This is a genomic window from Flavobacterium coralii, assembly GCF_019891545.1.
In the GTDB taxonomy this organism is placed as follows: Bacteria; Bacteroidota; Bacteroidia; order Flavobacteriales; family Flavobacteriaceae; genus Flavobacterium; species Flavobacterium coralii.
On record NZ_JAHDIU010000013.1, the window covers coordinates 78,504 to 92,828 of the forward strand.

The 14,325-nt window shown below is 40.2% G+C and carries 8 protein-coding genes; 2 read left to right on the forward strand and 6 right to left on the reverse strand.

What is annotated here, in order from left to right; translation table 11 throughout:
• Positions 1-125: 125 nt before the first annotated feature.
• Both metG and KJK34_RS14870 read left to right on the forward strand, forming a co-directional pair.
• Positions 126-2,192, forward strand: a complete 2,067-nt coding sequence (gene metG / locus KJK34_RS14865; protein WP_223054682.1) for a methionine--tRNA ligase — start codon at positions 126-128, stop codon at positions 2,190-2,192.
• 119 nt (positions 2,193-2,311) lie between these two features.
• On the forward strand, positions 2,312-2,944 hold the full coding sequence (locus KJK34_RS14870) for a chloramphenicol acetyltransferase (protein ID WP_223054683.1): 633 nt from the start codon (positions 2,312-2,314) through the stop codon (positions 2,942-2,944).
• Positions 2,945-3,572: 628 nt separating this feature from the next.
• Here KJK34_RS14870 and KJK34_RS14875 read toward each other — a convergent pair.
• From KJK34_RS14875 to KJK34_RS14900, 6 genes are all read right to left on the reverse strand, one after another.
• Positions 3,573-8,333 carry a RemA C-terminal-like gliding motility protein gene (locus tag KJK34_RS14875; RefSeq protein ID WP_223054684.1) on the reverse strand — a complete coding sequence of 1,587 codons (4,761 nt, stop codon included), beginning with the start codon at positions 8,331-8,333 and terminating at the stop codon, positions 3,573-3,575.
• 436 nt (positions 8,334-8,769) lie between these two features.
• Positions 8,770-10,614: a tetratricopeptide repeat protein gene (locus tag KJK34_RS14880; RefSeq protein ID WP_223054685.1), complete on the reverse strand. Its 1,845-nt coding sequence runs from the start codon at positions 10,612-10,614 to the stop codon at positions 8,770-8,772.
• A gap of 72 nt (positions 10,615-10,686) precedes the next feature.
• Positions 10,687-11,172, reverse strand: a complete 486-nt coding sequence (locus KJK34_RS14885; protein ID WP_223054686.1) for a regulatory protein RecX — start codon at positions 11,170-11,172, stop codon at positions 10,687-10,689.
• A gap of 48 nt (positions 11,173-11,220) precedes the next feature.
• Complete coding sequence (locus tag KJK34_RS14890; RefSeq protein WP_223054687.1) at positions 11,221-12,093, reverse strand: cupin-like domain-containing protein; 873 nt, start codon at positions 12,091-12,093, stop codon at positions 11,221-11,223.
• Between the two features lie 159 nt (positions 12,094-12,252).
• Entirely contained in the window at positions 12,253-14,127 is a 1,875-nt protein-coding gene (locus tag KJK34_RS14895) for an OmpA family protein (protein ID WP_223054688.1), read from the reverse strand.
• 27 nt (positions 14,128-14,154) lie between these two features.
• Positions 14,155-14,325: type IX secretion system membrane protein PorP/SprF (locus tag KJK34_RS14900; protein ID WP_223054692.1), on the reverse strand; the 171-nt coding region annotated here is incomplete at its 5' end.

Here is a 14,325-nt window from a genome sequence, read left to right on the forward strand (position 1 = left end):
TTGACTCATAACAAACTTAATCAAAAATCAGGCTTATTGCAACGGCGGCACTACTGCAAACTTTCAGGCAGCGGCTTTTTAACTTTATAACTATGTTGTACATTTGCGTTTAAATTATTTTCCTGATGATACAAGACCCGAAAAGATATACCGTTACGGCAGCATTGCCTTATACTAACGGCCCCATACACATAGGACACCTTGCCGGCGTATATGTGCCTGCTGATATTTACTCCCGTTTTTTAAGGCTGCAGCAAAAAGATGTTGCTTTTATCTGCGGAAGCGACGAGCATGGTGTGGCAATTTCTATGAAAGCCAAAAAGGAGGGTATTACTCCGCAGGAAGTTATAGATAAATACCACGGCATCATCAAACAGTCATTTGAGGATTTCGGGATATCTTTCGATAATTATTCGCGTACATCGGCTAAAGTGCACCACGATACTGCTTCGGCATTTTTCAGGAAACTGTATGATGAAGGCAAGTTTATAGAAGAGGTTACAGAGCAGCTATATGATGAAAAGGCAGAGCAATTTCTTGCCGACCGTTTTGTTACCGGTACCTGCCCGCGCTGCGGCAATGAAGAGGCTTATGGCGACCAGTGCGAAAAATGCGGCTCATCGCTTAATGCTACCGACCTTATAAACCCTAAATCGACCATAACCGGAACAAAGCCTGTGTTGAAGAGCACCAGGCACTGGTTCCTGCCGCTGGACCAATATGATGCTTTTTTACGCGAATGGGTACTGGAAGGCCATAAAAATGACTGGAAACCTAATGTGTACGGTCAGGTTAAATCATGGCTTGAGGATGGTTTAAAACCCCGCGCTGTTACGCGCGACCTTGACTGGGGTATACCTGTGCCGGTAGAAGGGGCAGAAGGTAAGGTGCTTTACGTATGGTTTGATGCGCCTATCGGTTACATAAGTTCAACCAAAGAGTGGGCAGAACGTGAAGGTAAAGACTGGGAACCGTACTGGAAAAGCAACGACACCAAGCTGGTGCACTTTATAGGGAAAGACAATATTGTTTTCCACTGTGTGATATTTCCTGCCATGCTAAAGGCAGAAGGCAGCTACATTATGCCTGATAACGTTCCGGCGAATGAATTCCTTAACCTTGAAGGTAATAAACTGTCAACCTCCAAAAACTGGGCGGTTTGGCTGCACGAGTACTTGCAGGATTTTCCGGGCAGGCAGGACGTATTGCGCTACGTGTTAACCTCTAATGCTCCCGAAACTAAGGATAATGACTTTACGTGGAAAGACTTTCAGGCACGCAATAATAACGAACTGGTAGCAATATTCGGTAATTTTATTAACAGGGTAGTGGTGCTTAGCAATAAGTACTATGAAGGGGTAGTGCCGCAACCAAACGATTTTACAGATGTAGATGAAGCCACGCTTACCGAAATGCGCGCTTATCCCGCTGTTATTGCAAGCAGCATAGAGCGTTACCGCTTTAGGGAGGCACTAACAGAGCTTATGAACCTCGCCCGCCTGGGTAATAAATACCTTGCTGACGAAGAGCCGTGGAAGGTTATAAAGGAAAACCCTGAAAGGGTGAAAACGCAAATGTATGTAGCCTTGCAAATAGCTACCGCGCTTGCGGTGCTAAGCGAGCCATTTCTGCCTTTTACTGCTGCTAAGCTTAAAGCCATATTGAAGCTTGAAGAGGACAGCACCCTTACATGGGATACTATTACCCTTGAAACAGCACTTATAAAGGCTGGGCATACCATTGGGCAGGCCGAACTTCTTTTTGCCAAGATTGAAGATGAAGAGATACAAAAACAGATAGATAAATTGGAAGCAACCAAAACCGCTAATGCGGCTGATAACCGTAAAATAGAGCCACAGAAAGACCTGATAGCATTTGAAGATTTTGCCAAAATGGATATCCGTACCGGAACGATACTTGAGGCAGAGAAAATGCCGAAAGCCAACAAGCTGCTGATACTTAAGGTAGATACCGGTATTGATGTTCGAACTATTGTAAGCGGTATTGCCGAAAGCTTTAAACCCGAAGATATCATAGGTAAGCGGGTAACAGTACTGGTTAACCTTGCGCCACGCGCACTACGCGGCGTAGAAAGCCAGGGCATGATACTGATGACGCAAAACAGCGAGGGCAAACTGGTTTTTGTAAACCCTGATGCTGAAGGGGTAGGCAATGGCGAGATGATAAGCTAATACCCGTACGTCTGATGACAGATGTCTGGGAATGAAAACTTTAGATTAATGTAATATATAAAACAGCCACACTAAGCCTGGCAAAGTGAGGGCTGTTTTTTGTTTTAAATACTTTTGATATGTACACGAAATTGAATTTAGATAACTGGCCGCGCCGTGAGCATTTTGAATTTTTCCGCAAGTTTGATGAACCTTTTTTTGGGTTAGTGGTTAATGTAGATGCTACAACTGCCTATACTGAAGCTAAAGCTCTTGGGGTGTCTTTTTTTTTGTATTATACCCACAGGATAGCTGCGGCTGTAAACGGCATAGAGGAGTTCAGGTATCGCATCAGTGGCGATGAGGTGCTCGTGTATGACAGGGTAGATGTATCGGCTACACTTACGAGAGAAGATAACACATTTGGTTTTTCACTTATTGAATATAATCCGGACTTTACTGCTTTTTATAAAGGTGCACAACAGGAAATAGAACGTGTAAGGCAAACGCCGGGACTGTTTACGCGCAGCTTTGAAGCAGATAACCTTATCCACTTTTCTGCGATACCGTGGGTTGATTTTACATCGCTGTCGCACGCAAGGAGTTTTACTTTTCCGGACAGCTGCCCTAAAATATCGGTGGGGAAGATGACAGAAGTAAACGGCCGCAAAATGATGCCTGTTTCGCTGCATGTGCATCATGCGTTAATGGACGGCTACCATACGGGCCTGTTTTTTGAATTGCTTCAGCAAAAGCTTGATGAGAAAGTGTAAACCTCTATAAATGAAGAACCCCGGCTAATGCCGGGGATCCATCCAACTAAAAAATTACTAAACAATTACGATAGACTAATCCACCATAATTACTGTGCTAATTACCATCAGGAGTAAAGATGCCTTTTGATAATTATCTGTTGTTCTGTATATAATCAGTACTCGAGAAATCGTTTTTGTTAAGATAATAATTACATTCTGTCATTTCGGATAAGACTAAATTTGTCTTTTATTACAGGATAATTAATTATGCCTGTCCTTGCAAAACAAATCATGACTTATGAGCCATTTTGTTTTAAAGCCGATAAATGTAATTATTAAATGTTCCTTCTTCCAGTGCAAATATATGGCTATTTATTTTATTCCAAGCATAAATTCAGAAAAAAAATTATTCGTAAGATAACTTTTTTCATACGTGTTTACAAAGCTGTTTAAAATAAAATTCCCCACGAGTAAAACCTGTGGGGAACCTTACATCCAACTAAAAAATTACTAAAACTTATAATGACCTGAATCATTACAATTATTGTGTGGCACGCTTATTACGTAACCCTGATTTTCTTTTGAAAAGCCCCACTTTTGGCGGGACTTACATCCAACTAAAAAATTACTAATTATTATGCGAACCTTAGTTCATCATAATCTTTTTAGTGATCACCTGGCGGTTTTCCATAGTAATTACCACTATAGCTACCTGCTGTTTCATGGCGATTGCTGCAGCAAAATCTGTGCTGTCTATATTGTTTTGGGTATATACTGTTTTACCTGTAAGGTCGTATATAGTTACTGTCGCTATAGTTCCTGGAGCGTTTATTGTAACCTCTCCGTTATTTTGATATACTACAATGTCTTTATCAGCTATAACGTGTGTATCATTACCTAATGCCTGAGTTGAGTATATGATTTCGAAACGGTCTTCAAAAGTACCTGCTTCAGAACTAAAGTTATAGTCAGAATTACTCAGGTTGTGTGTCACATCCATAAGCTTATCTACCACAAATATTTCCTGGCCATTAGCAAACAGGTTATCCATGTGGTCTATTGTAAGTTTAAATGTTCCTGCTATATTGCTTATAAAGCCTACTTTAATAGTATCTGTTACAGAGAATGCATCGCGAGATTGTATGCTTAGCTTATAAACATCTTCTTCGCCATTTGGTATAATTGTATAAAGGCTCACTGTACCATCAAGGAAAGAACGTCCGTCATAACCATTGTCATATACTTTTGTAGTGTAAGGAGAATAACCTACCAGTATCTGGCTGAACACTGTTTCGTCTTCAGTTACTACGTTTAACCAATAGCGGCTTGTAAGGCTTTCTTCTGCAGCTTCGTCAGCTTCCTGAGAGCGGAAGAAGTTATCATAGTTTACAACCTCGCGCATGTTGTTTTTAAATACCACATCAACACCTGCAAGCGCATTTACGAAGAAACCTTGTCCTGTGTTTAGTACACCATCTTCTATAATGTCAAACGGGTTGCCGATTAAATCATTACCGTTGTTGCCATTTATACCACCACCACCGGGAGCATTGTTAGCCACATATCCTGATTTTGTTATAGTAGCATAAGTAGATTTGGTAGGGTTGTTTGTTTTCCTCCACACCCAAAGCGTACCCTCTATATTATCAAGGTTGGCATTTATAAATTTCCTTACGTTGATTGGAGACGCATAAGGGTTGCCAATCATGTTAAAGCTGTACTGGCCTACATATTGCATTGGTACTCTTACATCACCGTTGTTTGGCGTACCGATAAACTCTCCTTCAAATATCTGTGGTACTGTTGCAGAGAAATTATTAGGTACACGTATCAGGTAACCATGTCCTTTTTCAAACAATACGCTGTCCGGGTCAGGGTAAGATGTGTATATATTTAATTGTGTGTTTAGTGCATAGAAACGGTTCGGAACTGTCATTGGAGAGAAATCAAGCAGTGACTGTGTTCCTGTAACCGGAGAAGACCATACAGTATAGTCTAAGCGCTTAAGCCTTGAGCTGTTTCTTTTTATTGTTACAGTACCTGTGTTCTGTACATTTTCTATCTGTACAAGGTTACAGCTGCTTTCAAATGTAAGTGTAGCATCATCCTCAACAGATACAGCGTGTGTAACAACAGCATTTGCATTTTCTTCAAACAATACATTTGCGCCTTCAAGAACAAATATAGAGCAGGCATAAAGCGTTTCGTTTGTAAAAGTATAATCTGCCGCAAAAATAACATCTGTAAGCGCTGTAGGCTCTCCGCCAACCCATGTTTCACCATCCCAGGTTACAGAGTTGTCGCAGTAGATACCTGTTCCTGAACCGGCAACCGGCATTTGTGTCGCTCCAAATTCGTCCGCACCAATATCAGGTGTAGCAGTATTCCTTACCTGTCCGTCAATATCTTTGGTTACACCGGCAATTGGAGTACCTGCATTATCAAGTGCTGTATTGGCGTTAGCAAGGTGAAGGTCTGTGCCGGATATAAACTGAGGCAGCACGTTTAGCGAGTGTGCATCTTTATTATTGGCGTTTGCGCTGTTGTTGGTATTGTTAAGCGCACTTTGCCATGCTGAGAAAAGTGTTACGTAATCAGGGTTTTGTGGCCACGTAGGGTTTACATCGTGCTGATTGGCAATGTAACCAATTTTATCTGTAGAGAAATAGTTGTTGTAGTCAAGATGAGTAAACACGCTGTTAAGGTTATCAACGTCGTTATTTACAAATATGGCAGACCTTACAGTTGCTGTGTTTGTTTGTGTGTTTACAAAAATGTTATTGCGAACATCAAGCCCGGTTACATTGCTGTTTACATAAAGTGCTGCAGAAAAGTTTACCTGTGTGCTTGGCTGGTTTACAGTAAGCACAACACTGTTGTTGTAAATTTTGTAGCCTGATCCCTGGTCTACTACTATACCGTAGCCATTGCTGTAGCCGCCGCCGTTACCGCTGGCTGTTACATCAAGTATAAAGTTATTGGCAACTGTTATATTACTGTTAGCGTAAGTAGAGCTAAGCACTATACCGGCAAATATCTGCGAATTGGTAATGTTCCTTACAAGGTCTCTCAGGTTGTTTCTTACAATAGAACCGTTTCTTGAGTTACCTGTAATGTTTATACCGCCCGCAGCAAGATCGGCTGCCGGTGTGTTACGGTACAGTTTGTAGATATAGTTCTCAGAAATTGTAAAGTTGTTTACGTTGTGTAGTTTTACAGGAAGTATTACGGATTCTGTATTGTTTTCGGCACCAAAATCATTTTTAGAGATGTTGATGTTTTGCGCTATGCTGCTGCTGCCGTTTACAAAAACCGCCTGTTTTACGTTCATAAAATCGTTACCGATAACATTCAGCGTATTGTTTTGTGCCTGTGCCTGCGCTACAGCTATTTCATTGCTGCCTGTTATTCCTGTGTCGCCTGAGTATATACCAAGAGAGTAGTTATCTCCGCTGTTTTTGTAAGTCTGCTTTATCTGAACATACTTTACAGTAATATTGTCAGAACCGTTAGAGCTGCTTGCACTTGCAATCCATATAACCGACCTGTCTGTGTAATCATTAGTAAGGTCTGTTGGGCCTGCAAAGCTTGAGTTTACTATGAAAAGGTTTCTTGTTGTGCCGTTTGTAGTGTTGCTTCCGTCAAATACGATATTGTCGGCGCCGTTAAGCTTAAATACTGCAGGTACACCGGTATAGCTTCCGGTTACAGCATCACGAAATGCTTCTACACGCACATTAATTCCTGATTGAGGCTTAAATGTTACCGTATTTACAGCAGAGCTTCCTGAAAAGTTGTTAATGGTTATAGGGAAAACCTCACCTGATGCATTATTGTACAATACATCGCTAAGTATAAATGTTACAGGGCATGTTACACCATACTCGTTAAGATGGTTAACAGCTTCTGTAATCGTGTCAAAGTCATTTTGTGGTCCTGTTCCTATTTTGTAAGTACCGCAAAGCGAACCTGTGGCATTTGGCTGTAGTACCGACATATTTACAGTAGCTGTAGAAACAGAGTTGTAGGCTGTAGTAATCGTGTAGGTGAATGAATCATAGCCTGTGTAGCCATTATCCGGGTCGTAAGTAATGGTTTTGTCGCTGTTAACAATAGCAGTACCATGAGCAGGGTTACCAGAAACAACTACAGTAGTAATAGTACTGTTACCGGGGTTATCGTTAGCAAGTACGCTTAAAGTAATAGGTGTGTTTTTTGCTGTAGCAGCAGTATCATTAGCAGCAACGGCAGGCTGTACCGCAACAACAGTTACAGTTAGTGTGGCTGTAGCGGTTTTGTTATTGCTGTCGGTAATTTTATAGGTAATAGTATTTGTACCGGTAAAACTTGCGTTTGGAGTGTAAACAATGTTATTAGAGCCGTTTACGGTTGCAGTTCCGTTTGCAGGGCCTGATGTAATTTGTATGCTGTTTATAGTTCCGTCACCTGCTACATCATTACCAAGCACATTAACAGTAACCGGTATGTTTTGTCCTGTAGTGGCAGTATCGTTATTGGCGGTAGGCGCTGCAAATGCGTTTACAGTTACCGTAACAGTAGCTGTAGAGGTTGAGTTATCTGCTCCTGTTATTTTATACTGAAAGTTTGTAGTACCGGAGTAACCGTTATTTGGTGTGAAAGTAATGGTCTTGTTTGGTTGTACAGTAGCTGTACCATTAGCAGATTGTTGTTGTATAGTAACTGTTGAAACAGTAGTATTAGTAGCAGTATCGTTAGATAGCACATTAATATTAACTGCACTGTTTTCAGTAGTTGAAGCAGTATCCGGAGCAGCAGTTACACCACCTGCTAAAGAAACGGTGCCAGTAATCACTGGGCCTTCTCCGTTTGTATTTGCAGGAAAGTTGCCATTTCCATCAATATGTGCAAGTATCCAAGGTTGAGCTAAATACCATTGGTTTGATGCATCATATACGTAAATCCTGATTTTTAAAGTAGTGTTCTCTACAGTAGTATTTGCAGGAAAAGAAATAGCATAGTCTGTATAAGAACCTAAAGTTGCATTAACAGTAGATAAGGTATTATATGTATTAAAATTGTCGGTTGAGTATCTTATTTGAAATTTTTTAAATGCATCTGAATTATTCCATCCTGTAAAATAACGAAACTTAAATTGAGATAGAGATATTTTATAGCCATTAACAGGGCTAACATTGAATTCTAAATATTTAGATGTATTTATAGTGTTATCCCAGGGACTTGATTGAAAGCCATTCCAAGTATCAACGGTAAAATTCAAATTAGCTGCAATAATATTACCTGCGGTGATATTATTATTGTAAATGGTGGCAGTGGTAGATCCATTAACCCCTCTCCATCTAACAAGGTCAGTCTGGCTAAAGCAAAATAGGGGCAATAGCATTAGCAAAAGTAATGTTCTTTTCATCTTAGTAATTAATTTTAAATTAGGTAGTTATGGGGGGCATAACTATTTTGGTTGCGGGTGCAAATTTATATTATATTTTTATTTTAACAAAAACAACAAATGTTAAATTTTATCTTTTTATTAAGAAATATTTAACAATAGTTATTATTTAATTATTGATTATGATATTTATATTATAAATATGTCTTTTTTATTGCAACCTTTCAATGAGCCCTTCAATTCTGCCTTTAATTCATTGACAAAAATAGGTCAGTGTTGAGTTGCTGATGAAGAGTTGTAATTCTATTAAATTATTGTTAAATAGATTTTTCTTATCTATTCAGTGCAAATTTAAGTCAAAAGATGAAAATATTAAAATTTGTTAATAGACAAAGTATAGACAAGAACATTGCTTCCAGTTTCTATTATTTGAATATGAGTGAATTACGAATTGAAACTATAAATTCAATAATAGCCTGTCGAATTCTTCGTCATCTGCAATTTCCATTTTCTTTTTAATGCGGTACTTTTTTGTAATTGCACTTTCGTGCGAAATCTGAAGTAATGAGGCAATTTCTTTATTACTCAGGTTTAGTTTAAGCAGCGAGCAAAACTCCACATCATTCTTAGTCAGCCTGCCAAACCTGTCGGTAAGTTTCTTTTCAAAATCAGGATGCAGGCTGTTAAAGCGGGTTTCAAACTGTTTCCAGTAATCCCTTTGCTTCAGCAGCAGTTGTAATTCCCTTTTTACATCGGTTAGCGCAACCTCATTGGTACTGCACTTTTTAATAATCGTGTTAATATGCGTTTGGTAATTGGCCATTTGCAGCGTCGTAGCAGTCAGCTCGCGTTGTTTTTCCTCTATGGTTTGCTTTTGGGCGCTAACAAGCTGTTGTTCATATTCGTGCTGCTGCTTAATGAGTTTGTTTTCAGCCTCGGTATTTTTAAGCTGCTCCTTTTGCAGTTTCGTTTTGAGCCAGTAACTTCTTAACACAAATAAAATTATACTTATCAGGGCAATGCTGCCTAATATATAGATAAGCATCAGCATCTGCTCATTGTCAATTTTTTGCTCCAGGGCTTTGTTGTTTGCTTCAAGGGCAAGGTTTTTCTCCCTTTGCAGCTCTGTCTGGAATTTTGCCTGTATTTCCTGCACGGCAGCCTGTGCTTCAGATGCCGAAATGGAGTCTTTTATAGCAATAGTATTACGGTATTCTGCAATAGCCTTATCCGGTTTTCCTGTGTGGCTGTAGGTATCGGCTATTGCTTTTACATATACCATCCTGTCATGTATATTACTGTAGATTGTTTTTCGGTAGGGCTCGGCTTCTGCAATTATACCAAGTGCTTTCCCGTACATACCGTTTTCATTGAGCAGGTCTATGTATTCTCCGCCAATGCGTAATATTCTTGTTGATTTCGTCTCCGTAAGGTAATCGAAAGCCTTTTGATAGGATGCTATAGCCTTATCAGTCTGGCCTTCAATCTTTTCAATATTACCTATTTTAGAGTAGGTGATACCTATAAGCTCTTTGTCGCCAAACCTTTCAAGCCCTTGTACTGCTTCCTGTAACGATTGCTTTGCCTTATCATATTGTTCAAGCCTTATGTGTGCCTCACCTAAGTTAATAAGGGTAAGATAGTAGTTCTTTTCCATGCCTATCTCCTTAAACTCTGCAAGTGTTTCTTTATAAAGGTCTATGGCAAATTTAAAGTTCTCCATCCCCAGGTAGGTATTAGCGAGCTTTTGCTTTATTGCCGCCAATTGCTGGGTGTTGTTTTCCGCCTTTAGTATCTTAATGGCTTTGAGCAGGTAATCTACAGATTTGTCATACTCAACCATATAATTATAGTTAGATGCCAGTTCGCCGTAAGCCATTGCAATGCCAACCTTATTGTTGTCCTTGCGGCTTACTTTAAGCGCCTCATTAAGATACTTGATAGATGTTTTATAATCACCTTTATTCCTGTAGCCTATAGAAAGGTTCATAAGGCTGCGAAGCCTATTCTTAGGATAATCATCTATATACGACAATGATTTCTTAAAATAATAGACAGATGAATCGGCATTGCCTGTCATACCAAAGTACAGGCCGTAAAGGTTATATGTGTTACCCAGTATGGTGTCGTGTAGTTTACCTTTCTGCGAAAGTGTAGTTTTAATTATGGCAAGTGCACTATCCGGCGACGTATAAACCAGCTTGCGTGTTTCAGCCTCAGCTTCTTTAAAGTCATATCCGTTTTTTTGCGCTGTTGCAATCAGTGGTATAAAAAGCAGTAGTGCGTATAAAAATTTTGCCATAGCGTTGCAGTAAGGTGAAAAGCTGTTGGAGGGTACTGCAATTTAACAAAATTTTATGAATTCATACTAACTTTAATCGTCATTTGCAAGGTTTTGTATAGCTTCATAAATGAGATTGCTCTCATAACCTTTACGCATCAGAAAATCAAAGAGTTTCTTTTTCTTTTTAAGGATATTTTTCTCCCGTATGGTTTCCCACTGCTTAGCTGCAAGTGTATCGAAAGTTTCAAAATATTCTGCATCATCAATTTCTTTCAGGGCAATGTCGATATTGTAACGTGAGATATTGCGGGCTTTCAGTTCTCTTACAATCCGTATCCGGCCCCAGTGTTTAATGCGGAACTTACCACGGGCAAAGCTTCGGGCAAAGCGCTCTTCGTTTAAAAAATTATGCTCAAGCAGATGCCCCACAACAGCATCAACAGCCTGCGGAATCATATTCATGCTCCTCAGTTTCTTAATGACTTCTTCATGGCAGCGTTCCTGGTAAGCGCAAAACTGCTCCAGTTTACGTTTTGCTTCTTCAACAGTATAGGTTTTGTGTGGGCTGCCCTGCATTATTTGCTTATTAAAAAATCCCACCTATAAGAGTGGGAGGTAATTGTGTTATACCGGTATATTCAGCTTTTTGTGTGTGCGTACAACTGCCTGCTCATTCTTATAGTCTATCCAAGCCTGCCCTTTATATTTGCGCATAAAGTTATCGAAGTATCGCATTACAAAAATGTTATAGGCTGCTTTAGAAAGGTTTGTCCATTTTCTGGGCAGTGAACGCAGGCTCATACTGAAGCCCGGTGTTTCATATTTCATATAATGCCAGTAGCCTTCGGGCATATACAGCATTTCTCCATGTTTAAGGTTGGCAACAAGCCCCTGTGCATGTTTTAGTGCAGGCCATTTTTCAAAGTCGGGATTGTCAAAATCTATGTCTTCTCTTGAAATAAGGGCGTGAGGCACTTTATAGAGGTAGGGTGTCTGGTCGGGGTGAAATAATATGCAGCGCTTTTTACCATGAAAATGAAAATGCAGTATGTTGCTGTAATCTATATCATAATGGATAAATACCTTCGAGTTTTCGCCGCCGAAAAATAACATGGGTAACTGCTTAACCAGGTTCAAACCCAGATCGGGCCACCTGAAATCATTTTGCAAAACAGGTACTTTCTTCATCAGGTTATACAAAAAAATGCGGTAGTTGGTAGGTTCCTTCTGAAGCAGGTCTATATACTCCGACATTTTCATCTGCGCATGTGCATCATTAAAGCCATCTTTATGCGAGACGGGCCTGTCGTCATAAAGCGGTACAACCTTATCGCCTGCTATTTCCTTAATATAGTTAAGGCTCCACTTTTCATAAGCAGGCCAGTCTTGTGTTAGCTTTTCAATTACTACCGGCTTTTGCGGACGGACATAGTTTTTAACGAAATCTTCTTTAGAGATTGTTTTTACCCTTTCTATCTCGGTTAAGTGTAATGGCATAACGTGCGGGTTGTATTACAACAAAATTAATAAAGCATTATCTAAATGTAAAATAAGCTGCGATAAATTTAAAAGTGCCATTTAAGCACAGGCATCCCTATGTTGCAAAAGTAAAAAAGCAGCCTTTATTAGCTGCTTTTTTAACAATATGTAAGTAATTTATTCTACAATTAAAAACTCTGTACGTCGGTTTATGGCGTGTTGCTCTTCGGTACAGTTATCACCACAATTTACTTTCGGCTGGGTTTCACCAAATCCTTTTCCGGTAATGCGCTCTTTGGCAATACCCTTAGATATAGCGTACTGCACTACAGCCCTTGCACGCTGGTCAGAAAGATTGAGGTTATATTCGTCAGATCCCCTGCTGTCGGTATGGGCATTAACCGCAATCTTAATTTCAGGTTTCTGCTTCATTGCCTCTACAAGCTTGTCAAGCTCAAATGCCGCTTCAGGGGTTATATTACTCTTATTGTATTCAAAATAGATAGTATTCAGCTGAACTTTGCCATCAACAATAAGGTTGGTTATTGGCTTAAGCTTTGCCATAACATCTACTTTGCCGCCGCGGGTTTTGCTGATGGTAAATAGGCTGGTTTCATAACCGTCAGCACTCGCTTTTAGCGAATATGCCCTGTCGCAGTCCACACTATAAACCAGTTTTCCGTTTTCGTCTGTTGTGCGCGTTTCTATAACATTCTGCTTATCATCAAGTATGGCAACCTTTGCAGATGGTATAACCTTGCCTGTATTAACATCGGTAACATTAACAAGCGCTTCTACACCGCAAATCGGTATGGCTAAATACATATTATCTTTATCTTTCCTGTTGCTGGAAAAGAAGCCTATGTTTTTCTCATAATTAAAGCTGAATGAAAAGTCATCCTGCGGTGAGTTTATTGGGGCACCCAGGTTAATAACTTCGCCATTATTGGCTATATCTACCATAAATATATCCAGGCCGCCAAAACCTTTGTGCCCGTTAGAGGAAAAATAAAGCTTGCCGTCGTCAGTAATAAACGGAAAAGTTTCTTTTCCTTCGGTGTTAATCTCTTTACCAAGATTCACAGGTTCGCCATACTTATTACCCCCTTTTACTTCCACCTTCCATATATCAGTATCGCCTACAGAGCCTTTTCTGTTAGAGGTAAAGTAAAGTGTTTTGCCATCTTTGCTTAAGGTTGGGTTGCCTGTGCTCCAGCTTGTGCCGTTAAATGGTACCGGTTTTACATTGCCCCATTTGCCGTCGGTTTTGGTGGCTACAAAAAGGTAAATAAGCCCCGTGCGCTGCTTTATATTGCTGTTATCTTTTTCAAATTCGCCGTTGGCGAAGCTCTCACTGGCAAAATACATGGTTTTACCGTCAGATGATATTGCTACAGGTCCGTCGTGCCACTTCGTGTTGATTTCAGATAATGCCTGCGGTTCGCTTATGCGGCCCGTCTGCTCATTATAGGTTGCTGTATAAATATCAAGGTAAGGCTCTTCGTTCCTGCCATAGGTACGGCGTGCGGTGTTGCGCGCACTGGTAAAATATAATGTATTATCATTAGCAAGCACAGCCCCGAAATCAGCATATTGCTTGTCATTAATGTCTAAAATACGCTCATCAAAAAGTTTGGTTTGGTTGCGCAGCTTGGGCAGGTAGTTAGGGTCTTGGTTGAATATCACGGCGCGTTGGTCTTTCGGGGCCAGCTTTGCAAATTGCTGCATCTGCTTGTTGGCTTCTTCATACTGCCCTTCGGCCTTCAGCATTTGTGCATAGCGGTAGTAGGTCTCTGCATCCTGTTTAGATTCTACTGCTTTGGCATACCATTTTACAGCTTCTTTTGAATTGAAAACATTATAATAGCTGTCGCCCAGTTGCTTATATACATAAGGGTCTTTGCCTTTTTTAGTTAGCTTAAGATATTCCTGCGCAGCCTCTATATACTCAAAGCGCCCGAAAAGCTTGTCGGCAGTTTCAGTTTCCTTGCTTTGAGCGGTAACCGCAAGCCCGGCAAAGAGCAAACTTAGCGTGAAACAAATTTTTTTCATTATTTGTGTTTGTTTTTGGTAGGTTTTTTAGAAATAACGTGGAGAACGCGATACTTTTTTCGGGAAGTTCAGATCGAAAAGCAGTATCACCTCATGAGATGACGGAGTGGTTACATCCAGGTCGGATATAATATGGTCATACGCATAGCCTATCCTCAGGTTGGGGGTAATGGCATAGTTTACCATACCGCCAAAGCT